This window comes from Dyadobacter sp. AC419, assembly GCF_979253085.1.
Window position 1 is genome coordinate 52,725 of the sequence record NZ_CEEDCD010000025.1, and the last position, 20,760, is coordinate 73,484.

Annotated in this window: 17 protein-coding genes and 1 pseudogene; 15 read left to right on the top strand and 3 right to left on the bottom strand. The window is 45.6% G+C overall.

Going from position 1 to position 20,760, the window contains the following annotated elements:
* Positions 1-47: 47 nt before the first annotated feature.
* The 7 genes and pseudogenes from AC0IYG_RS24060 to AC0IYG_RS24090 all read left to right on the top strand — a co-directional run bounded on the left by AC0IYG_RS24060 (position 48) and on the right by AC0IYG_RS24090 (position 6,361).
* Positions 48-1,701, top strand: a pseudogene (locus AC0IYG_RS24060) (UxaA family hydrolase).
* A 152-nt stretch (positions 1,702-1,853) separates the two neighbouring features.
* Positions 1,854-2,627, top strand: a complete 774-nt coding sequence (locus AC0IYG_RS24065) for an SDR family NAD(P)-dependent oxidoreductase (protein ID WP_471713618.1) — start codon at positions 1,854-1,856, stop codon at positions 2,625-2,627.
* A 99-nt stretch (positions 2,628-2,726) separates the two neighbouring features.
* Complete coding sequence (locus tag AC0IYG_RS24070) at positions 2,727-3,590, top strand: fumarylacetoacetate hydrolase family protein (protein WP_471713619.1); 864 nt, start codon at positions 2,727-2,729, stop codon at positions 3,588-3,590.
* A gap of 3 nt (positions 3,591-3,593) precedes the next feature.
* Positions 3,594-4,424 carry an amidohydrolase family protein gene (locus AC0IYG_RS24075; protein ID WP_471713620.1) on the top strand — a complete coding sequence of 277 codons (831 nt, stop codon included), beginning with the start codon at positions 3,594-3,596 and terminating at the stop codon, positions 4,422-4,424.
* 9 nt (positions 4,425-4,433) lie between these two features.
* Positions 4,434-4,769, top strand: coding sequence for an L-rhamnose mutarotase (locus AC0IYG_RS24080; RefSeq protein WP_471713621.1), 336 nt, complete (start codon positions 4,434-4,436; stop codon positions 4,767-4,769).
* Positions 4,770-4,986: 217 nt separating this feature from the next.
* Positions 4,987-5,586, top strand: a complete 600-nt coding sequence (locus AC0IYG_RS24085) for an endonuclease/exonuclease/phosphatase family protein (protein ID WP_471713733.1) — start codon at positions 4,987-4,989, stop codon at positions 5,584-5,586.
* Between the two features lies 1 nt (position 5,587).
* Positions 5,588-6,361 (top strand): (Fe-S)-binding protein, encoded by a 774-nt coding sequence (locus AC0IYG_RS24090; RefSeq protein ID WP_471713623.1) that lies wholly within the window; start codon positions 5,588-5,590, stop codon positions 6,359-6,361.
* 56 nt (positions 6,362-6,417) lie between these two features.
* Here AC0IYG_RS24090 and AC0IYG_RS24095 read toward each other — a convergent pair whose 3' ends face one another.
* On the bottom strand, positions 6,418-6,813 hold the full coding sequence (locus AC0IYG_RS24095) for a hypothetical protein (RefSeq protein ID WP_471713624.1): 396 nt from the start codon (positions 6,811-6,813) through the stop codon (positions 6,418-6,420).
* 243 nt (positions 6,814-7,056) lie between these two features.
* Between AC0IYG_RS24095 and AC0IYG_RS24100 the strand changes: the two genes are divergently transcribed.
* The 8 genes from AC0IYG_RS24100 to odhB all read left to right on the top strand — a co-directional run bounded on the left by AC0IYG_RS24100 (position 7,057) and on the right by odhB (position 19,744).
* The gene (locus tag AC0IYG_RS24100) at positions 7,057-8,433 is read left to right on the top strand and encodes a lactate utilization protein B (protein WP_471713625.1); all 1,377 of its coding nucleotides are present in this window, start codon (positions 7,057-7,059) and stop codon (positions 8,431-8,433) included.
* Positions 8,434-8,437: 4 nt separating this feature from the next.
* On the top strand, positions 8,438-9,025 hold the full coding sequence (locus AC0IYG_RS24105) for a LutC/YkgG family protein (protein ID WP_471713626.1): 588 nt from the start codon (positions 8,438-8,440) through the stop codon (positions 9,023-9,025).
* Between the two features lie 98 nt (positions 9,026-9,123).
* Positions 9,124-9,831, top strand: a complete 708-nt coding sequence (cmk, locus tag AC0IYG_RS24110) for a (d)CMP kinase (protein ID WP_471713627.1) — start codon at positions 9,124-9,126, stop codon at positions 9,829-9,831.
* The gene (locus tag AC0IYG_RS24115; protein WP_471713628.1) at positions 9,785-10,900 is read left to right on the top strand and encodes an NAD(P)/FAD-dependent oxidoreductase; all 1,116 of its coding nucleotides are present in this window, start codon (positions 9,785-9,787) and stop codon (positions 10,898-10,900) included. Before cmk ends, AC0IYG_RS24115 begins: the two co-directional genes overlap by 47 nt.
* A 16-nt stretch (positions 10,901-10,916) precedes the next feature.
* On the top strand, positions 10,917-14,141 hold the full coding sequence (locus tag AC0IYG_RS24120; RefSeq protein ID WP_471713629.1) for a hypothetical protein: 3,225 nt from the start codon (positions 10,917-10,919) through the stop codon (positions 14,139-14,141).
* Positions 14,142-14,244: 103 nt separating this feature from the next.
* Positions 14,245-15,168 (top strand): PorP/SprF family type IX secretion system membrane protein, encoded by a 924-nt coding sequence (locus tag AC0IYG_RS24125; protein WP_471713630.1) that lies wholly within the window; start codon positions 14,245-14,247, stop codon positions 15,166-15,168.
* 112 nt (positions 15,169-15,280) lie between these two features.
* The gene (locus tag AC0IYG_RS24130) at positions 15,281-18,043 is read left to right on the top strand and encodes a 2-oxoglutarate dehydrogenase E1 component (protein WP_471713631.1); all 2,763 of its coding nucleotides are present in this window, start codon (positions 15,281-15,283) and stop codon (positions 18,041-18,043) included.
* Between the two features lie 48 nt (positions 18,044-18,091).
* Positions 18,092-19,744 carry a 2-oxoglutarate dehydrogenase complex dihydrolipoyllysine-residue succinyltransferase gene (gene odhB, locus AC0IYG_RS24135; RefSeq protein ID WP_471713632.1) on the top strand — a complete coding sequence of 551 codons (1,653 nt, stop codon included), beginning with the start codon at positions 18,092-18,094 and terminating at the stop codon, positions 19,742-19,744.
* A 56-nt stretch (positions 19,745-19,800) separates the two neighbouring features.
* On the opposite strand, the gene AC0IYG_RS24140 is transcribed toward odhB, so the two are convergent.
* Complete coding sequence (locus AC0IYG_RS24140) at positions 19,801-20,127, bottom strand: nucleotide pyrophosphohydrolase (RefSeq protein WP_471713633.1); 327 nt, start codon at positions 20,125-20,127, stop codon at positions 19,801-19,803.
* A 69-nt stretch (positions 20,128-20,196) separates the two neighbouring features.
* Positions 20,197-20,649 (bottom strand): D-aminoacyl-tRNA deacylase, encoded by a 453-nt coding sequence (gene dtd, locus AC0IYG_RS24145; RefSeq protein ID WP_471713634.1) that lies wholly within the window; start codon positions 20,647-20,649, stop codon positions 20,197-20,199.
* Positions 20,650-20,760: the final 111 nt, after the last annotated feature.

Sequence of the window (20,760 nt, forward strand, 5' to 3'; positions counted from 1 at the left end):
AATTCTATTTACACAGCCTTCGATTTAAAACTTATTCAAAGCAGACTATGGCGTCACAGCTTTTAAAAATACATCCTTCTGATAATGTGATTGTTGCCTTGCGCGATTTGCCTGTTAATGCCGATGTGGCGTGGGAGGGAAGTCATTATGCATTGCCTTACGGCGTTTCTGCCAAGCATAAGTTTGTTACAGAAGACATTGAAACCGGCGGCGCGATCATTATGTATGGCGTGCTCGTAGGCCGCGCATCGCAGCCGATACGCAAGGGCGAGCCAATCACGACATTCAATCTCAAACACGATTCACAAGATTACAGCACGGCCAACCGCCAGCCATATTCTTATATACAGCCGGACGTTTCGAAATGGCAAAACAGAACATTTAAAGGATATCACCGTGAAGATGGCAGGGTAGGAACATATAACTATTGGCTTGTGGTGCCTTTGGTTTTTTGTGAAAACCGCAATGTGCTCATTATGAAAGACGCTTTCGAGCGTGAGCTGGGTTATGCGCAAACGGACATTTACAGAGAGCAGGTCAGGGACTTTTTGCATTTATATCAAGCCGGAGACCTGCGGACCATTAAAAGCATGGAAGCTTACACGGAACGCGAGCCTGTGAGAAGAAAACCAGAACGCGCGTTCCAGAATGTCGACGGCGTTAAATTTTTGACGCACGAAGGCGGCTGCGGCGGGACGAGAACGGATGCAAATACATTATGTGCGCTTTTTGCGGCTTATGCAGTGCACCCTAATGTGGCTGGAATCACGGTTCTGAGCTTAGGTTGCCAGAATTCAGAGTTGAAAACATTGGAAGACGAGATCAAAAAACGTGATCCGCATTTCAACAAGCCATTCTTTGCATTTGAGCACCAAAAAGGAACAGAATATTCCTTAATGTCCGGCGCGATCAAAGAGACATTTATGGGGCTTACCAAAATCAATGAGTTTGAGAGAAGTGACGCGCCTTTGTCCAAACTTTCTGTGGGATTGAAGTGCGGCGGCTCGGATGGTTTCTCGGGAATATCAGCTAATCCGGTTCTTGGGCATCTTTCTGATCTGGTTGTCGGCTTGGGCGGACAAACGTTATTGGCAGAATTTCCGGAGCTGAACGGCGTTGAGCAAGAATTGATCAACCGCTGTGTGACCGAAGAAAAAGCTGCAAAATTCGAGAAATTAATGCGGGATTATGCAGGTAAAGCCGAAGCAGTTGGTTCTGCGTTTGCATTTAATCCATCGCCAGGAAATATCAAGGACGGCCTGATCACGGATGCTATTAAATCGGCAGGAGCGGCCAGAAAAGGCGGTAATGCATACATTTCTGACGTCCTTAATTACACAGAAAGGGCAAACAGAATCCGGCTTGCAGCTTGTGTGCACACCCGGTAATGACGTGGAAGCAACCACAGGCCAAACGGCAGCAGGTGCAAACATTATCCTCTTCACCACCGGACTGGGAACACCGACTGGAAACCCGATCTGCCCCGTTGCGAAAGTGGCAACAAACACAACATTAGCGAACCGCATGCCCGACGTGATCGATTTCGATTGCGGCCCGGTGGTAGACGGCGCGCAAAGTCTGGAACAAAATGCAGAAGCATTATTGGAATATGTAATCCGCGTCGCGAGCGGCGAACAAACCAAAGCCCAGCAATTAGGACAAGATGATTTCATTCCCTGGAAAAGAGGAGTTTCACTATAATTCTAATCAATTGCCGGCGGCTAAGCCGCCGGCAATCAAAAAGAATAGCAATACAATTTGCCCCGGACTTCAGTCCGGGGACTTAGAATAGAAGAAATTGCAAGTAAAGACTTATAAGATGGCTCTTTCTTTTTTATAACAACAAAAAATTCATGTTTGATTTAAGCGGAAAAACAGCATTGGTAACAGGAGGAGCGAGCGGAATTGGCCTTGCGATTTCTCAGACTTTTGCAAAACAGGGCGCATTTGTCCACATTCTTGAACTCAATTTTGATCTTGCACATCAGATTGTAAATCAGATCATTGCTGATGGCGGACAGGCAGAAGCGCATGCATTGGATATTTCCAAACAAGCCGATGTTGTGAACGTGATTAATGCCATTGCAGCAGATAAGAAGATCGATATTCTGGTAAATAATGCTGGAATCGCTCATATAGGAAAGGCTGACACGACCACTGAACTGGATTTCGACCGGGTAATGAGCGTCAATGTCAAAGGCGTTTACAATTGTCTGATGGCTACAATCCCGCATTTGAAAGACAATGGCGGCGGCGTAATCCTGAACATGGCATCCATCGCAGCCACAGTCGGCATTCCCGACCGGTTTGCATATTCGACGGCGAAAGGCGCGGTTTTTTCCATGACATTGTCCGTTGCCCGCGATTATCTGCATGACGGAATTCGTTGCAACAGCATTTCGCCAGCACGTGTGCACACGCCATTTGTCGACGGATTTATTTCAAAAAATTATCCGGGGAAAGAAGAAGAAATGTTTGAAAAACTGTCAAAAACGCAGCCTATCGGCAGAATGGCAAAACCCGAAGAGGTCGGTGCGCTTGCATTATATCTCTGCTCAGACGAGGCCGGGTTCATCACCGGATGTGATTATCTAATCGACGGCGGATTTGAAAAACTGAATAATTAGGAAGCTTTCGGCAGTCGGTTATCGGCTGTCAAAATATTGGGAAAAAATTTATCAAATAAAAAAGGCTGAAAGCTGACCGCTGAAAGCCGAAGTCAACATATGAAACTATTCCGATTCGGCGCTTTTGAACAAGAAAAACCAGGTGTAGAACTTGCAGACGGCAGGAAACTGGACGTGTCCGCTTTTGGCGAAGATTATAATGAGAAATTTTTTGCAAAGGAAGGCTTATCACGCCTCACCGAATGGCTGGCCGCCAATGAGGCAAGCTGTCCGGAAGTTGCGGCAGGTTTCAGATATGGTTCCTGCGTTGCGCGCCCGTCAAAGATCGTTTGTATCGGGATGAATTACGCGAAACACGCTTACGAATCCGGCGCAACCGAGCTTCCGAAGGAGCCAATCGTATTTTTCAAGTCCACTTCTGCATTGTGCGGTCCTAATGATGAGGTGATCATTCCAAGAGGTTCTGAAAAGACGGACTGGGAAGTTGAATTGGCTGTAATCATTGGAAAAAGAGCAAGTTATGTTGAGGAATCCGACGCATTAAATTATGTGGCCGGTTATGCCGTGCATAATGATTACTCTGAGCGCGCTTATCAAATGGAGCGTGGCGGACAATGGGTTAAGGGAAAAAGCAATGACACATTTGCACCATTAGGGCCTTATTTGGTCACTTCCGACGAAGTTGGAAATGCAAATGACCTTAATCTGTGGCTGAGCTTGAACGGAAAGAAAATCCAGGATAGCAGCACGTCTGATATGATTTTTCAGGTGGCGTTTTTGGTGAGTTATTTGAGCCAGTTTATGACGCTGCTTCCGGGGGATGTGATCACAACCGGAACGCCTGCGGGTGTAGGTTTGGGCATGAAGCCGCAAATGTATCTGAAGGCGGGCGATGTTGTAGAGCTTGGCATCGAAAAATTAGGTGTTCAGAAACAAGAGGCAGTTGCCTGGAAGCCACTTTAAAATATGGTAATCGACGCCCATCAGCATTTCTGGATATTTGATAAAGCGCGAGATGCATGGATAACGCCGGAAATGTCGGTGATCCAGAAGAATTTCCTGCCCGCTGATCTGGAACCGGTTTTGAGAACAAATCGTGTGGATGGATGTGTGGCTGTGCAGGCATCGCAATCGCGTTCGGAAACGGAATTTTTGCTGCAACTAGCTGAGGAGCATGATTTAATAAAGGGAGTTGTGGGCTGGGTCGATTTGCAGGCAGCAGATTTGTATGACCAGCTCGAAAAATATTCTCAGTTTGAGAAATTAAGAGGATTCAGGCATGTGGTGCAGGGTGAGGCGGAAGGTTTTATGCTGCAACCCGGTTTTATCAAGGGCGTCGGTCAGCTGGTTGCATTTGATTTTACTTATGACATTCTGATTCGTCAGGACCAGTTAAAAGAGGCTTTCAATTTTGCCGTCAAATTGCCGAACGTGCATTTTGTCCTTGATCACATTGCGAAACCATTGATCAAAAACGGGGCAATACAACCTTGGGCAACCGACATTCGCGAACTTGCGGAACTGTCTAATGTAAGCTGCAAAGTTTCCGGAATGGTCACCGAGGCAGACTGGAAAAATTGGGAAAAGGCAGATTTTCGCCCTTATCTCGACGTCGTTTTCGAAGCATTCGGAACAGAGCGGTTAATGTTCGGATCCGATTGGCCGGTTTGCCTGGTTGCTGCTGAGTATGAAGGTGCAAAAGGAATTTTAACCGATTATCTCAGCATGTTTTCGGATGGCGAATTGCAGAAAGTGATGGGAAAAAATGCCGTCGAATTTTATAGTCTTGACATTTAATCCAATGCTATGAAAAAATATTGTATGGCCGTCGATCTTGTAGATGATCCTGTAATGATCGCTGAGTATGAGGCTTATCACAAAAAAGCACGACCTGAAATTGAGAAAAGCATTCTCGATGCCGGCGTCACCCAAATGGAGATTTACCGCATTGGCGACCGCCTTTTCATGATCATGGAAACGGAGGATGATTTTAGTTTTGAAAATAAAGCGCAAATGGATGCTGCCAATCCGCAAGTTCAGGAATGGGAGCAGCTGATGTGGAAATATCAAAAGGCCATGCCTTCCGCTAAGCCGGGAGAAAAATGGGTTTTAATGGATAAAATATTTGCCCTCAAAGAATAATGAAAAGATCCGTGAATTAGCATTCTAAAAGGTTTGAGTAAATTAATTTATCTGTTATCAATTGTCAGTTTGTCTTGCACATTACTCAGCTCGCAGCCCCGAAAGGCCGTTGAAGTTAAGGTGATGAGTTTTAACATCCGGCATGGACTGAACAACGCGGAAGAGTCGAAATCTGAGGGATATTCTCCGGATTATCAGCGAGCACAAGCCGGATCTGATTGCATTACAGGCCGTTGACAGCCTGGCTGGGGACGGAAAAGTGCAATTTCAGCTCAGACAGATTGCTGTGCAAACGGGCATGCATTATCTGTATGGCGTCGCGGATAAATCGGAAAATGGTTCGCAGGGCGTGGGCATTCTTTCAGTCTGGCCATTTGAAAAAACACAAACGATCGACCTTCCCAAAACGGGTGGCGCTGATCCCAAAATACTGTTATGCGGACTGGTAAAGCCAGCGCGCGGGCTTACTTTCAGGTTTTGTAACTCCCGGCTCGAATATGCATCGGTTATGGACCGCGCCTTGCAGGCAGCTTACATTAATCAGATGCTCGTCAACAGCATTCAGCCGGTTTTGATTGGAATGGATATGGGGGCGCGACCGAATGAGCAACCTTATTTTTCTTTCCGGAAAAACTGGCAGGACGCAGCGCAGGGCTCACAAATGCAGACCTGGAACGAAGGATTACCCGGCGACCGGTTTGATTACATTTTTGCGCTGCTTAATAATAAGGTCAGGATAAGAGATTACAAAGTCATCAGAAATTATCCGGAGGTTTCCGACCATTACCCCATACTTGCCACCATTGAATTTTGGTAAAATGAATTACTCGGATTTAAAGATCGGATTGTTTATTCCCTGTTATGTGGATCAGTTTTATCCGCAGGTCGGGATTGCTACGCTCGAATTGTTAGAAAAACTGGGTTGCAGGGTGACATTCCCGCTTAACCAGACTTGCTGTGGCCAGCCCATGGCCAACTCAGGATTTGAGCATCTTACAAAAGATTGTGACCGCTTGTTTTATAATCAATTTGCTGACTGTGATTATGTTGTGTCGCCGTCAGGGAGCTGCGTGCTGCACATTAAGGACCATTTGAAAGTTGAAAACAAGCCGGATGAATCCAAGGTTTTGCGTAAAAAGGTTTACGAGCTCGTTGAATTCATTGTAGATATTTTGAAAGTAGATTTCATCGAAGCAGAATTTCCGTATCGCGTTGGATTGCACCAGGGATGTCACGGACAGCGTGGGTTGCATCTTTCGCAAATGTCTGAGTTGAATGCGGCGCCTTTTTCCAAGCCTGTCTCGTTATTGAAAAATGTAAAAGGGCTAGAATTGGTCGAACTCGATCGGGCGGATGAATGCTGCGGTTTTGGCGGGACTTTTTGTGTGAGCGAAGAAGCGGTTTCTGTAAAAATGGGGAAAGACCGCGTTTCAGACCACATTCGCCATCGTGCGGAATATATAACCGGCTCGGATATGAGCTGCCTTTTACATTTGGAAGGCATTTTGAGAAGAAGCAAAAGCGATGTGAAGGTCAAACACATTGCTGAAATCTTGAATAGTGCTGTAAAACAAATGCCGGTCCCTGCATAGGAAACGGCATTTTACAAAGTTTACGGGAATTTCAGAATCTGAGAAGAACCTCGTTGTTAGTTGATAGAAGAAACAACGCGGCTGGTTGTAGTCAAGATATCAAACGATTGTGTAGCCTTCTCTTTACCGTCCGTGATTTCGAATGTATATGTTCCATCCATCAAGGTCGATAAGTCGAAATATTTCAAATAGTTGTTATCCACACGTTTGCTTTCCTGGAAAAGGACATTTTTGTCAGTATCCAAAATGCGAACGGCTACGTTTTTTGAAGTTGGATTATTATATGAAACGCGGAATTGCATTGGTTTGATCTGAAGCACGGTCAGTTTAGTAGAAGCCGACTCAGTTTTTTCAGAAGTTGCGATGTTGGTCTGTGCATTAGCTGTCAATGCTGAACCTGATAAAAGCAAGCCAGTCAAGGCTGCGATGAGAAGCGTGTTTTTCGTTTTCATAAGAGTGAAAATTTAATTGTGTCTAAAAAAAGTTAAACTAAACTAGTTTCAGACTCCGATGCCCTGATCGAATAACTTTGTTGATTCAAAAGTATAAGATATTGCATTACAATAAAATAGCTTTTTTGCGATAAGTTAAAAGTTGTTTATTAAACAAATAGCAAACTTGGAATAGTGCAACGAATGTGAAAAGTACAATTCTTATTCTTTATAAAATACTATTACCAAATTGTTAAGATAACTATGTCTAAGACAATTATTGAACATTCAGAGGCTTCGGAAGTCTTCAACCGGGACGAACCGTATGTCGATTGGCATGACGAAACGCTTTGGTTTGTCCGTCAAAAAAGGGATAAATCCTCGAAATTGTTGCCCGAATGGGAGCAATTGCGTGAGGCTGCGTCCGGGATAAAGAATTACGTTCTCTCTCATATGGATGAGCTGCTCATTGCATTTGAAGAAAAGGCAAAAGCAAACGGCGTCCACATTCACTGGGCAGCCGATGCAGCAGAGCATAATGAGATCGTTCTCAATCTTTTGAAGCAGCGCAACATTGACCGGATGGTCAAAAGCAAATCCATGCTGACCGAAGAATGTCACATGAATGAGTTTTTGACTCGGAATGGCATTGAAGTGATCGACACCGACCTTGGCGAGCGGATTGTGCAGTTGCGCAACGAGCCGCCGAGCCACATTGTGCTTCCTGCCATACATTTAAAGAAGAAAGACATCGGCGACCTTTTCCACGAGCACCTCGGAACGGAAGCAGGCGCCACCGACCCGCAATATCTGACAGAGGCGGCGAGACAGCATTTACGTGATAAATTTTTGACAAGAAGAGCTGCTTTAACCGGCGTGAATTTTGCCATTGCTGAAACGGGCGGGTTCGTCGTTTCAACCAATGAAGGCAATGCGGATATGGGCGCACATTTGGCAGAAATCCACATTGCGTCCATGGGTTTTGAAAAAATACTTCCAAAGCAGCGCGATTTGGCCGTTTTTCTAAGATTACTCGCACGAAGCGCAACCGGGCAGCCGATTACAACTTACAGCAGTCATTTCAAAAAGCCGCGTGAAGGTCAGGAAATGCACCTGATCATTGTCGACAATGGCCGCACCACGCAGCTCGGGCGAGCAGATTTCCGGAATTCGCTGAAATGTATCCGTTGCGGTGCATGCATGAACACGTGCCCGGTTTACAGGCGCAGCGGCGGGCATAGTTACCACAATGCGGTCGCCGGCCCGATCGGATCCATTCTGGCGCCTAACCTGGATATGACCAAAAACGCCGATCTGCCGTTTGCAAGCACATTATGCGGGAGCTGTTCCAATGTTTGTCCCGTTAAAATTGACATTCATGATCAGCTTTATAAATGGCGGCAGGTTTTGGTGAAAGGCGGCCATGTTCCGCAGGCAAAGGAATTGGGCATTAAGGCGATGTCGGTTGTGCTTTCGCAGCCGAGATTTTACCAATGGTCGGGAAAGCTCGGGCGCTCGCTCATGCGGACGATTCCTTTCGTTGTCAATAATGGAATGAATCCCTGGTTTAAACAACGCGAAATGCCTGAACCGCCGAAAGAGAGCTTCCGCGACTGGTATATCCGCAACCGAAAAGAGTAACAAAATGACATCACGGGAGAAAATCTTACAACAAATAAAGCTGAATAAACCCGCCGAAACGCCACTTCCGGAGCTAACGCGATTTGAAAGCTTATATGAAGACACCGAGGCGAAATTCGTGGAGACGCTGACGGCGATTTACACAGAAGTGATTGTGGTGAAAGATTATGCTGCACTTGCCGCAAAGGCCGAGGAACTTTACGCTTCTGTCACAAACCGCGCTTCGACTATTCCGGCATTGAGCAACTGGTCTGATTTCAGCTTAAACGATCCCGATCCGCATGCATTGGAGTTGATTGAAATTGCGATTCTGCAAGCTGAATTTGGTGTTGCTGAAAATGGTGCGGTCTGGATTTCGGAAAATCATCTGGCACATCGGGCTTTGCCATTTATTACGCAAAATCTTGCTTTTGTAATTCCCAGAAATGCGATTGTGAATAATATGCATGACGCCTATGAGCGCTTGCTGGACACGACTGGCTGGGGATGCTTTATTTCAGGACCTTCTAAGACGGCGGACATTGAGCAGTCGCTGGTTATCGGTGCGCATGGCGCGAGGAGCCTGGTGATTTTTTTGCTGGAAGAGGCGTGATCGTTAGCGGATAATGTTGCAAGCGAAGGAAATAGTTGCCGGAAAACACCTTCCAGCCCATTCTTTCTTCTATTTTTGCAAAGACTAGACTTATCCTTATGCCTAAAATAATCGTTGCAATTGATGGTTATTCCAGCTGTGGCAAAAGCACAACTGCGAAATTGGTTGCAAAGCAGCTCAACTATCCATATATCGATACGGGTGCGATGTATCGCGCTGTTACTCTATATTTTATACAAAATCATGTGACCCTTACTAATCCTAAGGAAACCGAAACAGCGCTAAATAACATTCATATTTCCTTCCGTCGCCAGGCCGAATTCGGGCGCAATGACACCTATCTTAACGGGACTAATGTTGAAGATGAGATCCGTAAAATGTATGTTTCTGAAAAAGTGAGCGACGTGAGCGCAATTGCGGCGGTAAGGCATGCATTGGTCGCACAGCAACAGCGAATGGGCAAAACGAAGGGCATTGTTATGGATGGCCGGGACATTGGAACGGTCGTGTTTCCGCAAGCCGAACTGAAAATTTTTATGACGGCCGATCCGCTGATCCGCGCACAACGGAGACAGCAGGAATTGATGGAAAAAGGAGAAATTATAGGCCTTGCCGAAATTGCTGAAAACCTCAAAATGCGCGATTTTATTGACACAACACGTGCAGAAAGCCCATTAAGGCAAGCAGAAGACGCGATTTACATTGACAACTCGCTGATGACGCTCGACGAGCAAGTGGAGTTGGTCGTGCGGCTTGCCGATGAGCAGATCGGATTATCGCTTCGCCGGAAATCAAGTAAGTCCTGATATGGAGAAGGATTTCGACTATCTGATTGTCGGACAGGGCATTGCAGGGACTTCGCTGGCAATGCATTTACTTGATCTTGACAAAAAAATCCTCATTGTTTCAGACTCATCATTGCCTTCTTCTTCAAAAGTGGCGGCTGGGATCTTTAACCCGCTAACCGGAAAAAAGCTGGTGAAAACGTGGCTTGCCGATGATCTTTTTCCTTACGCCAAAGGCTTTTACGCTTATCTGGAAGCAATTTTGGGTGAAAAGTTTGTGCATCAAACGCATATTTACAGACCATTCAGATCCATTGCCGAACAAAACACTTATCTCGCTCAAACGGCTGATCCGAAGATCGCTTCTTATGTAAAGCAAAATGGTGATCCGGCGGATTTAACTAATTATATAAATGCAGATTTTGGCGGCATGGAAGTCATCAAATCCGGATGGATTGATCTGCCTATTTTGCTAAAACTAAGTAAGGATTACTTTCTCGAAAACGATTTGCTTGTTGACGAGAAATTCGATTTCAATGCATTGTCCGTTTCAGCAGATTCAATCGAATGGAAGGGAAGGACTTTTGAAAAACTGGTGCTGTGCCAGGGATTTATGGCGCTGGAAAATGACTTCTTCAACTGGCTTCCATTTGCGCCGGTAAAAGGTCAGATCCTGGACATTGAGATGGACGCGCCTTTGCAGGATTATATCGTTAACCAGGGCATTTTTATGTTTCCGACGAAAGGCAATGTTGCCCGGGTGGGAGCGACCTATTCCTGGGATCCGCTGGACTGGAAACCGACTAATGAAGCGACCGCTGAATTGCAGGAAAAGCTCGATGCATTGCTCAAAATTCCTTATCGGATCAAGTCAGAAGTTGCTGGGATCAGGCCGTCTGTAAAGGACCGCAGGCCACTGATCGGCGTGCATCCGGAGCATCATAATGTTGCTATTTTCAATGGATTAGGAACGAAAGGCGTAACGCTGGCACCATTTTTTGCGAACGAGCTGGCCCAACATTTGGAAAACGGCAAAGAATTGAATCCGTTAGTTAATATTCAGCGGTATTTTTCGTTATATTTCCGTTGAAGTCAGCCTTAGCACTATGAGCATAAAATCTATATACAAGTTAACCTTTTCGGTCGGTCTTTTAGCGGTTTTAGGATTATTTACCGAAGCAGTTGCGCAGCGTTATCCCTCTCAGGAAACATTCGGAAAAAACAGGGTCCAGTATAAAACCTTCAAGTGGAAGATATTTAAAACAACCAATTTCGAGATTTATCATTATCAAGGCGGAACTGCACTCGCTAAGCTGACTGCGCAATATGCTGAAAGTGAGTTTGATAAAATAACCGATATCCTGGGTTGGACGCCTTACAGCCGTGTAAAAATCTTCCTTTACAATTCACCTGCCGAATTAGAGCAAAGCAACATGGGGCTTTCCACGCTGGATAACCTCAATGAGCAAAAACTGGATCTTTCCCAGTCACGCGTGGAAGTTGCCTACACCGGAAACCAGATCACCTTTCGTCAAAAGCTCGTAAAAGACATCAGCTTGCTTTTTGTTTACGACATGCTTTACGGCGGAAATATGAAGGAAGCGCTGCAAAGTTCATTGCTGCTGATGCTTCCGGAATGGTTCATGTCGGGAACGGCGGCTTATATCGCAGAAGGCTGGTCGCCGGAATTGAATGATTATATGCGCGATTTTTTCAAAAATCGCAATGTGCGCAAGCCAACCTTAATGACAGGGAATGACGCAACATTAATCGGACACTCCATCTGGAATTACATTGCAGAGCGCTACGGAAAGGACAAAATTTCAGACATTCTCAACCTTACCCGCATCATTCGCACCGAGCAAACCAGTATAACAAGCACGCTCGGCATTCAATCTTACAACCGCTTCCTGCGGGATTGGAGAGCTTATTATTTGAACCAGACCAAAAACGCCGAGCAGTTTTACACAGATCCCAATCCAACGTGGAAATATAAGTTAAATGAATTCAGCGTTTCGGACGCAAGTGCAGTAATCAAAGTGTCGCCTGGCAAGAAGTTCACTGCTGTCAGCGAGATCAAAAACGGGCGTTACAGGGTTTATTTGTTTGATAGTGAGACGGGAAGTAAGAAAATCGTTCGCCAGGGCAAATTGGATTTCATTGGCGGAAGAGTGAAAACGCAACCGCCACTTTTAGGCTGGTCAAGAAACAATGTGCTTTCCATCCTGGCGACGGAAAATGATCGCAAGAATTTCTACATGTATGAAAATCTTGGAACGAAAAAGGTCAAGGTTAAGCTGAAACGCAACATTCGCGGTTTGGACCAGATCGTGGATATGGATGTTTCTCATGACGGAACCATGCTCGCCGTGAGCGCAGATAAGGGTGGACAAAATGACCTTTATCTCATTAGCGTTGCACGGGCTTCTGCATTGCCATTAACAAGCGATCTTTACGACGACCTTTCGCCAAGATTTGTTCAGGGCTCGTCGCGACGTGTTGTGTTTGCTTCCAATAGGCCACTTGATTCATTAGGGACGGGTGACAAAGGCAATTACAAATCGATTTCGGGTGCTTTCACCATTTTCGAGCATGACGGAACGCCGAAATCGGAGAATCTGGTGAAAATTGTTCAGGGCGATGGCAAGAACAAAATCGCGCCGATTTATGCAGACGAAAATGACATTATCTATCTATCCAATGCCAAGGGCGTAAGCAATCTTTTCAAATTCAACCGCGCCAGCAATTCGACTTCTCAGCTTACAAACTACATTCAAAACATTCGCAATGCAGATTTGACGACCAAATCTGGTGGTGGATTGGCTTACACTTATTTGAATGATGGCTATTACACGGCTGCATTTAAAAACGGTTTTGACATTAATGCAACCGTAAACACGCCGGCATTAAACAGCATTGCACCCGCAACAGGGGCAACAGCAGGAGCGCCCGGAGCAACGCCTAATGCAGTGAAAGCGGATACAGCTGCGGCGGCAAAACCTGCGGGCACGCCGAGAATTGTTTTGAAAGGAGGCGAGGTCGATACAGACAATTACGAGTTTGACGAAGATGTTTTGAAAACATTTGAATCAAAACAAAGGAGAGGCACTTTCCCGGCTGCATCCAGCGCGTTGACAAGAACGAAAGCCACGTGTGAAAACATTGCAATCAAAGGCCCTTACAATTATAAAGGGCTCTTTATCACTAATGACGCGAATTCTGATTGGCGCATTGATCCGATCCGTGGATTCGGTTATGCGCAGTCAATTTCGATGAATGATCTTTTGGAAAACCACGTGATCAAAGCGGGTCTTTTCATTTCTTCGAATTTCCGGAACAGCGATCTTTTTGCAGAATACAATAACAACACATATCGCATTGATTTTGGAATGCGGATTGACAGAAAAAGCCTTTACGTTGATTCGGAAGGAGCGCCACAAAAATATCGCTTCAATCAAGTCATGTTTACAGCTTCTTATCCGTTCTCGACCACAAGCCGCTTCTCATTGTCGCCGATGTACAGCTCTACGCGCTTGATTGATGTTTATTCATTGCCAAATCCCGATCTGGCATCGAGTTACGGTGGTTTGAGAAGTGAATATGTGTTTGATAACACGCGCGTGAACGGCATGAATATGATGGAAGGAACGCGTTTCAAGATCCGTTATGATTTACAACAAGGTCTTACGAATGGCAACGAAAGTTTCAACCGTGTAAGCCTCGATTTTCGACATTACCAAAAAATTCACCGCGACCTGATTCTGGCGGTTCGTGCTGCGGCAAGTCACTCTGGTGGAAAAGCGCCTAAGCAGAACATTTTGGGCGGTATGGAAAACTGGTTGGGTAACAAAAAAGAAACCCGCACCGGCGATAACCCGCTGGATTTCCAACGCGACAACCGGGACATTTTCTTCGCTGACTTTGCAACCAACCTTCGCGGCTTTAAATTGAACCGTTTGTCCGGGACAAGTTATATGCTTTTGAATGCTGAGCTAAGGATTCCATTGGTAAAATACTTGTATCGTGGCGCAATCACTTCCAGCTTCCTGCGCAACTTCCAGATCGTTGGTTTTGGCGACATAGGAACTGCCTGGACGGGTAAAGGGCCGTTTAGCGAAAACAACAGTTTGAATACGCAAATCATTGGAACAGAAGAAGATCCGTTCCGCGCAACAGTCACGAATTTCAAAAACCCTTACTTAATGGGTTATGGAGTTGGCGCGAGAACAACATTGTTCGGGTTTTATGCGAAGTTTGATTATGCATGGGGCGTCGATAATGGATATACAAACAAAGCCGTTCCATACGTGACATTGGGCTACGATTTTTAATTAGAAACTCAGTATATAATTCAAATTTTCGGTCTTAATGAATGGCAAGGGATAACATCTCTTGCCATTTTTAGTTTAGTTAAAGACAGTCAATATCATTTTCATGAACACACATCATTTACGGATCAAATTTACAGTGCTGGCTCTGGTTCTATTAGGAGGCGGATTTCAACAACTTCTCGCCCAAAGAGAAGTCCTTTACGAGCAATACATTCAAAGTCCGATGACGATCAACCCCGGCTTCACGGGTGTCAGAGAGACCTTCAATATGACGGCAATGTTCCGCCGCAAATGGTTTAATATCCAGAATTCGCCTTCCAGCCAGACATTCACCGCCGACGGAACCGTTGCCAACGGGAAGTTTGGAATAGGTTTTATGGCACTAAATGACCAGACCAGTTACTTCACAACAACCGGCTTTTCCGGATCTTTCGCATTTCATCTGGGCATTTCGGATCAATGGAAATTAGGACTTGGTGCTCAGGGCGGAATTAATGTGTTGCCCGTCGTCGATTTCAACTCTCCAAGAAATAATACAGTGCTCGGAAGCTTCGGTCTCGGGGCCTGGCTGCGTTCTGATCGTCTGTATTTTGGGCTGTCCAAGCCGGAACTTCTGGCGCAGAATTTCGGCAATCAGGCAATAAGCAGCGTTTATCGTCGTCCATTATATATCATGGCGGGCGGAAGCTACGATTTGAGTGATGATGTCATGCTCTTGCCGCACATTCTATTCGTGCAAGAGAAGAACCATGCGTTGCGTGTCGATTTCGGAACGAGGTTTTGGTTCGATGAAAAAGTAGGCATTGGGGCTTCTTATCGGGCAGGCGGAAGTGATCAGTCGTTTTCTCAAAAAGTGGATTATCTCCAGTTGTCTGCGGAAGTGCAGGCGGGAAAGAACATCAGGCTGGGATATTTTTACAGTTCAAGACAAGCGGAGCAGATTTACGCTTCATATTCAGGGCCAAAAGGCATTCATGAGCTGATGCTCAAATTTGTGCCAAGCCCTAATGGTTTTCAGAAATACTAATGCGGCAGATGCGTCAGAAAAACGTTTTGAGCCAAGTTAAAAGGAGAATTTATTCGTAATGTTTTAATAAGTCTCGTACCTTTGTGCGGTAAATGAAATACTCACTTTTGTGATGGATAAATACACATATATAGCAAATTCCGACGGCGCTTACATAGAGGAATTGTACAATTCCTATAAGCAGAATCCAGCTTCAGTAGATGAAGGCTGGCAAAAATTTTTCGAAGGTTTCGACTTCTCACAGAAGTATCCGGTTAACGGCAATGGACATGCAAATGGCGCTGTAAATGGTAAAGAAACAGCTGCAACAGCGAAGGTTGACCCGTCCCGAATCCGCAAGGAAATGGAAGTGGTCCATCTGATCCGCGGTTTCCGGTCGAGAGGCCACTTACTGGCTACAACCAACCCGATCCAGAAGCGTAAAGACCGTCAGCCTCAATTAGATATCGCTGATTTTAACCTTGGAGAAGAAGACCTGGATTCGGTTTTTGAAGCAGGTGTTGAGGTTTTTGGGAGACCCGCTTCATTGCGCGAGATCGTCGATTCGCTTAAAACGATTTATACAAGAAACATCGGTTTCGAATATTTATACATCCGCGACCGCGAGCAAAAAAGCTGGTTGCGTAAGAAAATCGAGAAGGAAGCATTGACGATGAGTTTCTCGATAGATGAGAAAAAGCATATTCTTTCGAAACTCAACGAGGCAGTTGTTTTTGAAAATTTCCTTCACACAAAATATTTAGGTCAAAAGCGTTTTTCTCTGGAAGGTGGCGAAACCACCATTCCTGCATTGGACGCAATGATTAACAAGGCCGCAGAAATGGGCGTTGTGGAAGTAATGATCGGGATGGCACACAGAGGTCGTCTTAACGTGCTTGCTAACGTGATGCAAAAGACTTACGGACAGATATTTAACGAGTTCGAAGGGAATTTGCCAGACCAGGTTTGGGGCGATGGTGACGTGAAATACCACATGGGTTTTGCAAGCCAGATCACTACAAAGAATGGCGAGAAAGTGCATTTGAAATTAGCACCTAACCCATCTCACCTTGAAGCTGTTAACCCAGTTGTTGAAGGTTACATCCGCGCTCGTGCCGATGGCATGTATGACAGCGATTACGACCGTGTTTTGCCGGTTTTGATCCATGGTGATGCAGCCGTTGCAGGTCAGGGAATTGTGTATGAAGTAACGCAAATGTCTGCACTAAATGGCTATTACACAGGCGGAACCATTCACTTTGTGATCAATAACCAGGTTGGTTTTACAACAGACTTTATCGACGCGAGGTCAAGTATTTATTGCACCGACATTGCCAAGATCGTTGATGCGCCTGTATTGCACGTGAATGGTGATGATCCTGAGGCAGTTGTATTCTGTATGCGACTGGCTGTTGAATATCGCCAGAAGTTCAATAAAGACATTTTCATTGATATGGTTTGTTACCGCCGTCATGGTCACAATGAGGCAGACGAACCGAAATTTACGCAGCCGGTTTTATACAAATCGATTGAAAATCACCAGAATCCAAGAGAAATTTATCAAAAAACACTTGCGGATAGGGGTGATGTGGACGCGCAGCTTGCGGCTAACATGGACAAAGAGTTCAAGCAGCTTTTGCAGGAGCGTCTGGATATGGTGAAGCAAAAAGCATTGCCTTATACATTGCCAAAACTTGAACAAGAGTGGCATACGCTTCGCAAATCTAAACCCGAGGATTTTGAAAAATCGCCTGAAACAGGTGTTCCTCTGGAAGTTTTGGAAAAAGTCGGAAAGGCTTTGGTGAGCACGCCTGAGAATTTCAGTCGTCTGAAACAGATTGATAAGTTGCTCAAAGATCGTGAGCAAATGATCTTTGATAAAAAAGAAGTTAACTGGGCAACAGCCGAATTGCTTGCTTACGGTTCGATCCTGACGGAAGGGAACATTGTAAGATTAAGCGGCCAGGATGTGCAGCGTGGAACATTCTCACACCGTCATGCGGTGCTTAGGGATGTGGAAACAAACGCACCTTATAACAGTTTACAGCACATTCAGGAAGGTCAGGGGCCGTTCATGATCTATAACTCGCTGCTTTCAGAATACGGCGTTTTGGGTTTTGAGTTTGGCTATTCCATGGCGAACCCTAATGCACTTGTAATTTGGGAAGCTCAGTTTGGTGACTTTGCAAACGGAACACAAGTAATCATTGACCAATTTGTAACATCGAGTGAAACCAAATGGGACCGCTGGACAGGGTTGGTAATGTTGCTGCCTCACGGCTACGAAGGACAAGGGCCGGAGCACTCTAATGCACGTCCGGAGCGTTATTTGCAGCTTTCTGCTAATTATAACCTGATCGTTGCAAACGTAACGACGCCTGCCAACTTCTTCCACTTGCTTCGCAGACAATTGAAGTTCCCGTTCCGCAAGCCGTTGGTGGTGATGTCTCCGAAATCAATGCTTAGACATCCATTGTGCGTTTCGCCGATCGAAAGTCTGGTGAATGGCTCGTTCCAGGAAACAATCGGAGACACTTACGCGGATCCTAAGAAAGTTAAAAAAGTATTGTTGTGCACAGGAAAGCTTTATTATGAGCTTTACGAAAGACAACAGGCAGATAAGCGTGATGACGTTGCGATCATTCGTCTTGAACAAATGCACCCGTTCCCGCAAAACCAGATTGATGCACTTTTGGCACAATATGCAGATGCAAAAATTTACTGGGTGCAAGAAGAGCCATTCAATATGGGCGGCTGGACATTCATGTTGAGAATGTACAAAGGCGTGAAACCATTGCAGGTAATTGCCCGCGAGTCAAGTGCTTCACCTTCAACCGGATTCTCGAAAATCCACGCGAAAGAGCAGGCGGAGATTATTAACAGAGCTTTTGAATGATATTCCTATAAATTAGACACTTAGTTCGATAACAAGATTGCACATAAAATGGCTGAAATTGAGATAAAAGTACCGCCCGTTGGCGAGTCCATTACAGAGGTTACAATAGGAAACTGGTTCAAAAATGATGGCGATTTTGTGAAAATGGATGAGGTCATTTGTGGGCTTGATTCAGATAAAGCGACGTTTGAATTAACAGCGGAAGCGGAGGGTGTTTTACATATCAAAGCGCAGGAAGGCGACACGCTGAACATCGGCGACCTGATTGCAACGATTGATTCAGCCGCAAACGGTGCATCGAAAGAGCCTGCTCCGAAACAGGAAGCTGCTTCTTCTGCCGTTCCTACGCCTACATCCGGCGCACCAGTTGTAGCCGCTCCGGACGCTTCGGCTGCTGAAGAGCCCGCTGCTGAAAAACTTGCTGACAAAGCAGGTGAGCCTGGCGCAGTTGCACCGGCGCAGGCAGCAAGCCCAGGAAAAGCATACGAAATGAAAGTTCCTGCAGTAGGAGAGTCTATTACGGAAGTTACCATTGCTTCATGGAGCAAAAAAGACGGTGACCACGTAGAAGTGGACGAAATCCTTTGCGAGCTTGAATCGGATAAGGCAACATTTGAGTTGCCCGCGGAAGCAGCAGGAACATTAAGAATTGTTGGGAAAGAAGGCGAAACTTTGTCGATCGGTGCGATCATTTGCACGATTGAGGCAGGCGCTGGCGGTGCGCAAGCATCTGCTCCTGCAACGCCACAAGCTCCGGCGCAAGCTGCGCAGGATTCGGCAGGTGACAAAGCATATAGTGAAAAACACGCTTCACCGGTTGCTGCTAAAATCTTGGCAGAAAGAGGCATTGATCCAAAAGATGTTAACGGATCAGGTTCAGGTGGAAAAATAATGAAAGACGATGCGTTGAAGGCGGGAAGCAAGCCAGCTGAGTCAGCACCTGCTTCACAGCCAGCTGCACCGAAACCTGCTGCGCAGGCTGCACCAGCACCGGCAGGAGCAAGAGGGCAGCGTCGTGAGAAAATGTCGTCATTGCGTAAAACGATTGCACGTCGTTTGGTTGCTGTTAAGAACGAAACAGCCATGCTTACCACTTTCAACGAAGTGGATATGAAGCCTGTTATGGACGTGCGTGCCAAGTTTAAGGACAAGTTTAAAGAAAAGCATGAAGTTGGTTTAGGCTTTATGTCATTCTTCGTTAAGGCGGTAACCGTTGCCTTGAAAGACTTCCCGGTTATCAATGCTTACATGGATGGCGATGAGCTGATCTACAACGATTATGCTGATATTTCAGTGGCAGTTTCGACACCTCGCGGTTTGGTTGTTCCTGTCATCCGTAATGCAGAAACATTGTCATTCGCGGCGGTAGAAAAGGAAATCGTCCGTTTGGCAGTGCGTGCACGTGACGGGAAACTGGGCTTGGACGAAATGTCTGGCGGAACATTCACGATCACCAATGGCGGAACATTCGGATCAATGCTTTCAACGCCGATTATCAATGCGCCTCAATCTGCTATCTTAGGAATGCACAACATTGTTGAGCGTGCAGTTGTGGTTGATGGTCAGATCGTTATTCGTCCGATTATGTATGTGGCTCTTTCTTATGACCACCGCACCATTGATGGAAAAGATTCGGTTAGCTTCCTCGTTCGCGTGAAGCAATTGCTTGAAGATCCAATGAGATTACTGCTTGATATGTAATTTCAGAAGCATTATAGATACAAGAGAGAGCCCGGGTAACCGGGCTCTTTTTTTTGTTAACTCAGCTTCGGATTTTCTTTGTGCCGGTCCTTATCCCGCTGCGTTTTCTTGGCCATATTTTTTTCAAAAGCCTCCGTCAGGTTAATGCCGGTTTGGTTAGCAAGACAGATCAGCACCCACATGACATCCGCCATTTCATCACCCAGATCTTTTCCCAAATCCGACTTTTTAAATGATTGATCGCCGTAAGTCCTGGCCATAATGCGCGCCAATTCACCCACTTCTTCTGTCAGGATCGCCATGTTGGTCAGCTCCGAAAAGTAACGAACGCCATATGTTTTGATCCAGTTATCAACTTGTGATTGTGCTTCTTCGATGGTCATGGGTTTAGTTTTGAATGATTGAATGAATGCGCCGTTCCGCTGCGCGCGTGTGCAAGTTTATATTGAATGTTATATCCTGTTTTTCGAGTCGATAATGATGGTTACGGGACCGTCATTCAGCAAGGCAACTTTCATGTCAGCGCCGAAAATTCCGCGTTGGATCGGTTTGCCTAATTCTGCTTCCAGGAATGTGATCATATTTTCATAAAGCGGAATGGCAATTTCTGGTCGGGCTGCTTCAATGAACGAAGGTCGGTTTCCCTTTTTTGTGCTTGCATGCAGCGTAAACTGGCTGATTAATAAAATATCTCCGTCAACCGTTTTAAGATCAAGATTCATCTTGTCGTCCGCATCGCCAAACACCCGCAAACCAACAATCTTTTTCCCGAGCCACTCAATATCCTCCTGATTATCCAAATGTGTAACGCCCAGTAAAACAAGAAATCCCTTATCAATCTGCCCCTCAACTTTCCCCTCAATTGTAACAGAAGCGCTGCTTACACGCTGTATAACTGCGATCATTTATTACTCATTAAATTTTGAATGCAACAAAGTTAGTGCTCTTGGATGAAGGATTGTACATTGCAGAACGAACGAGATCTTAATTTGTTCGGATTTTGCAGATCCACACAC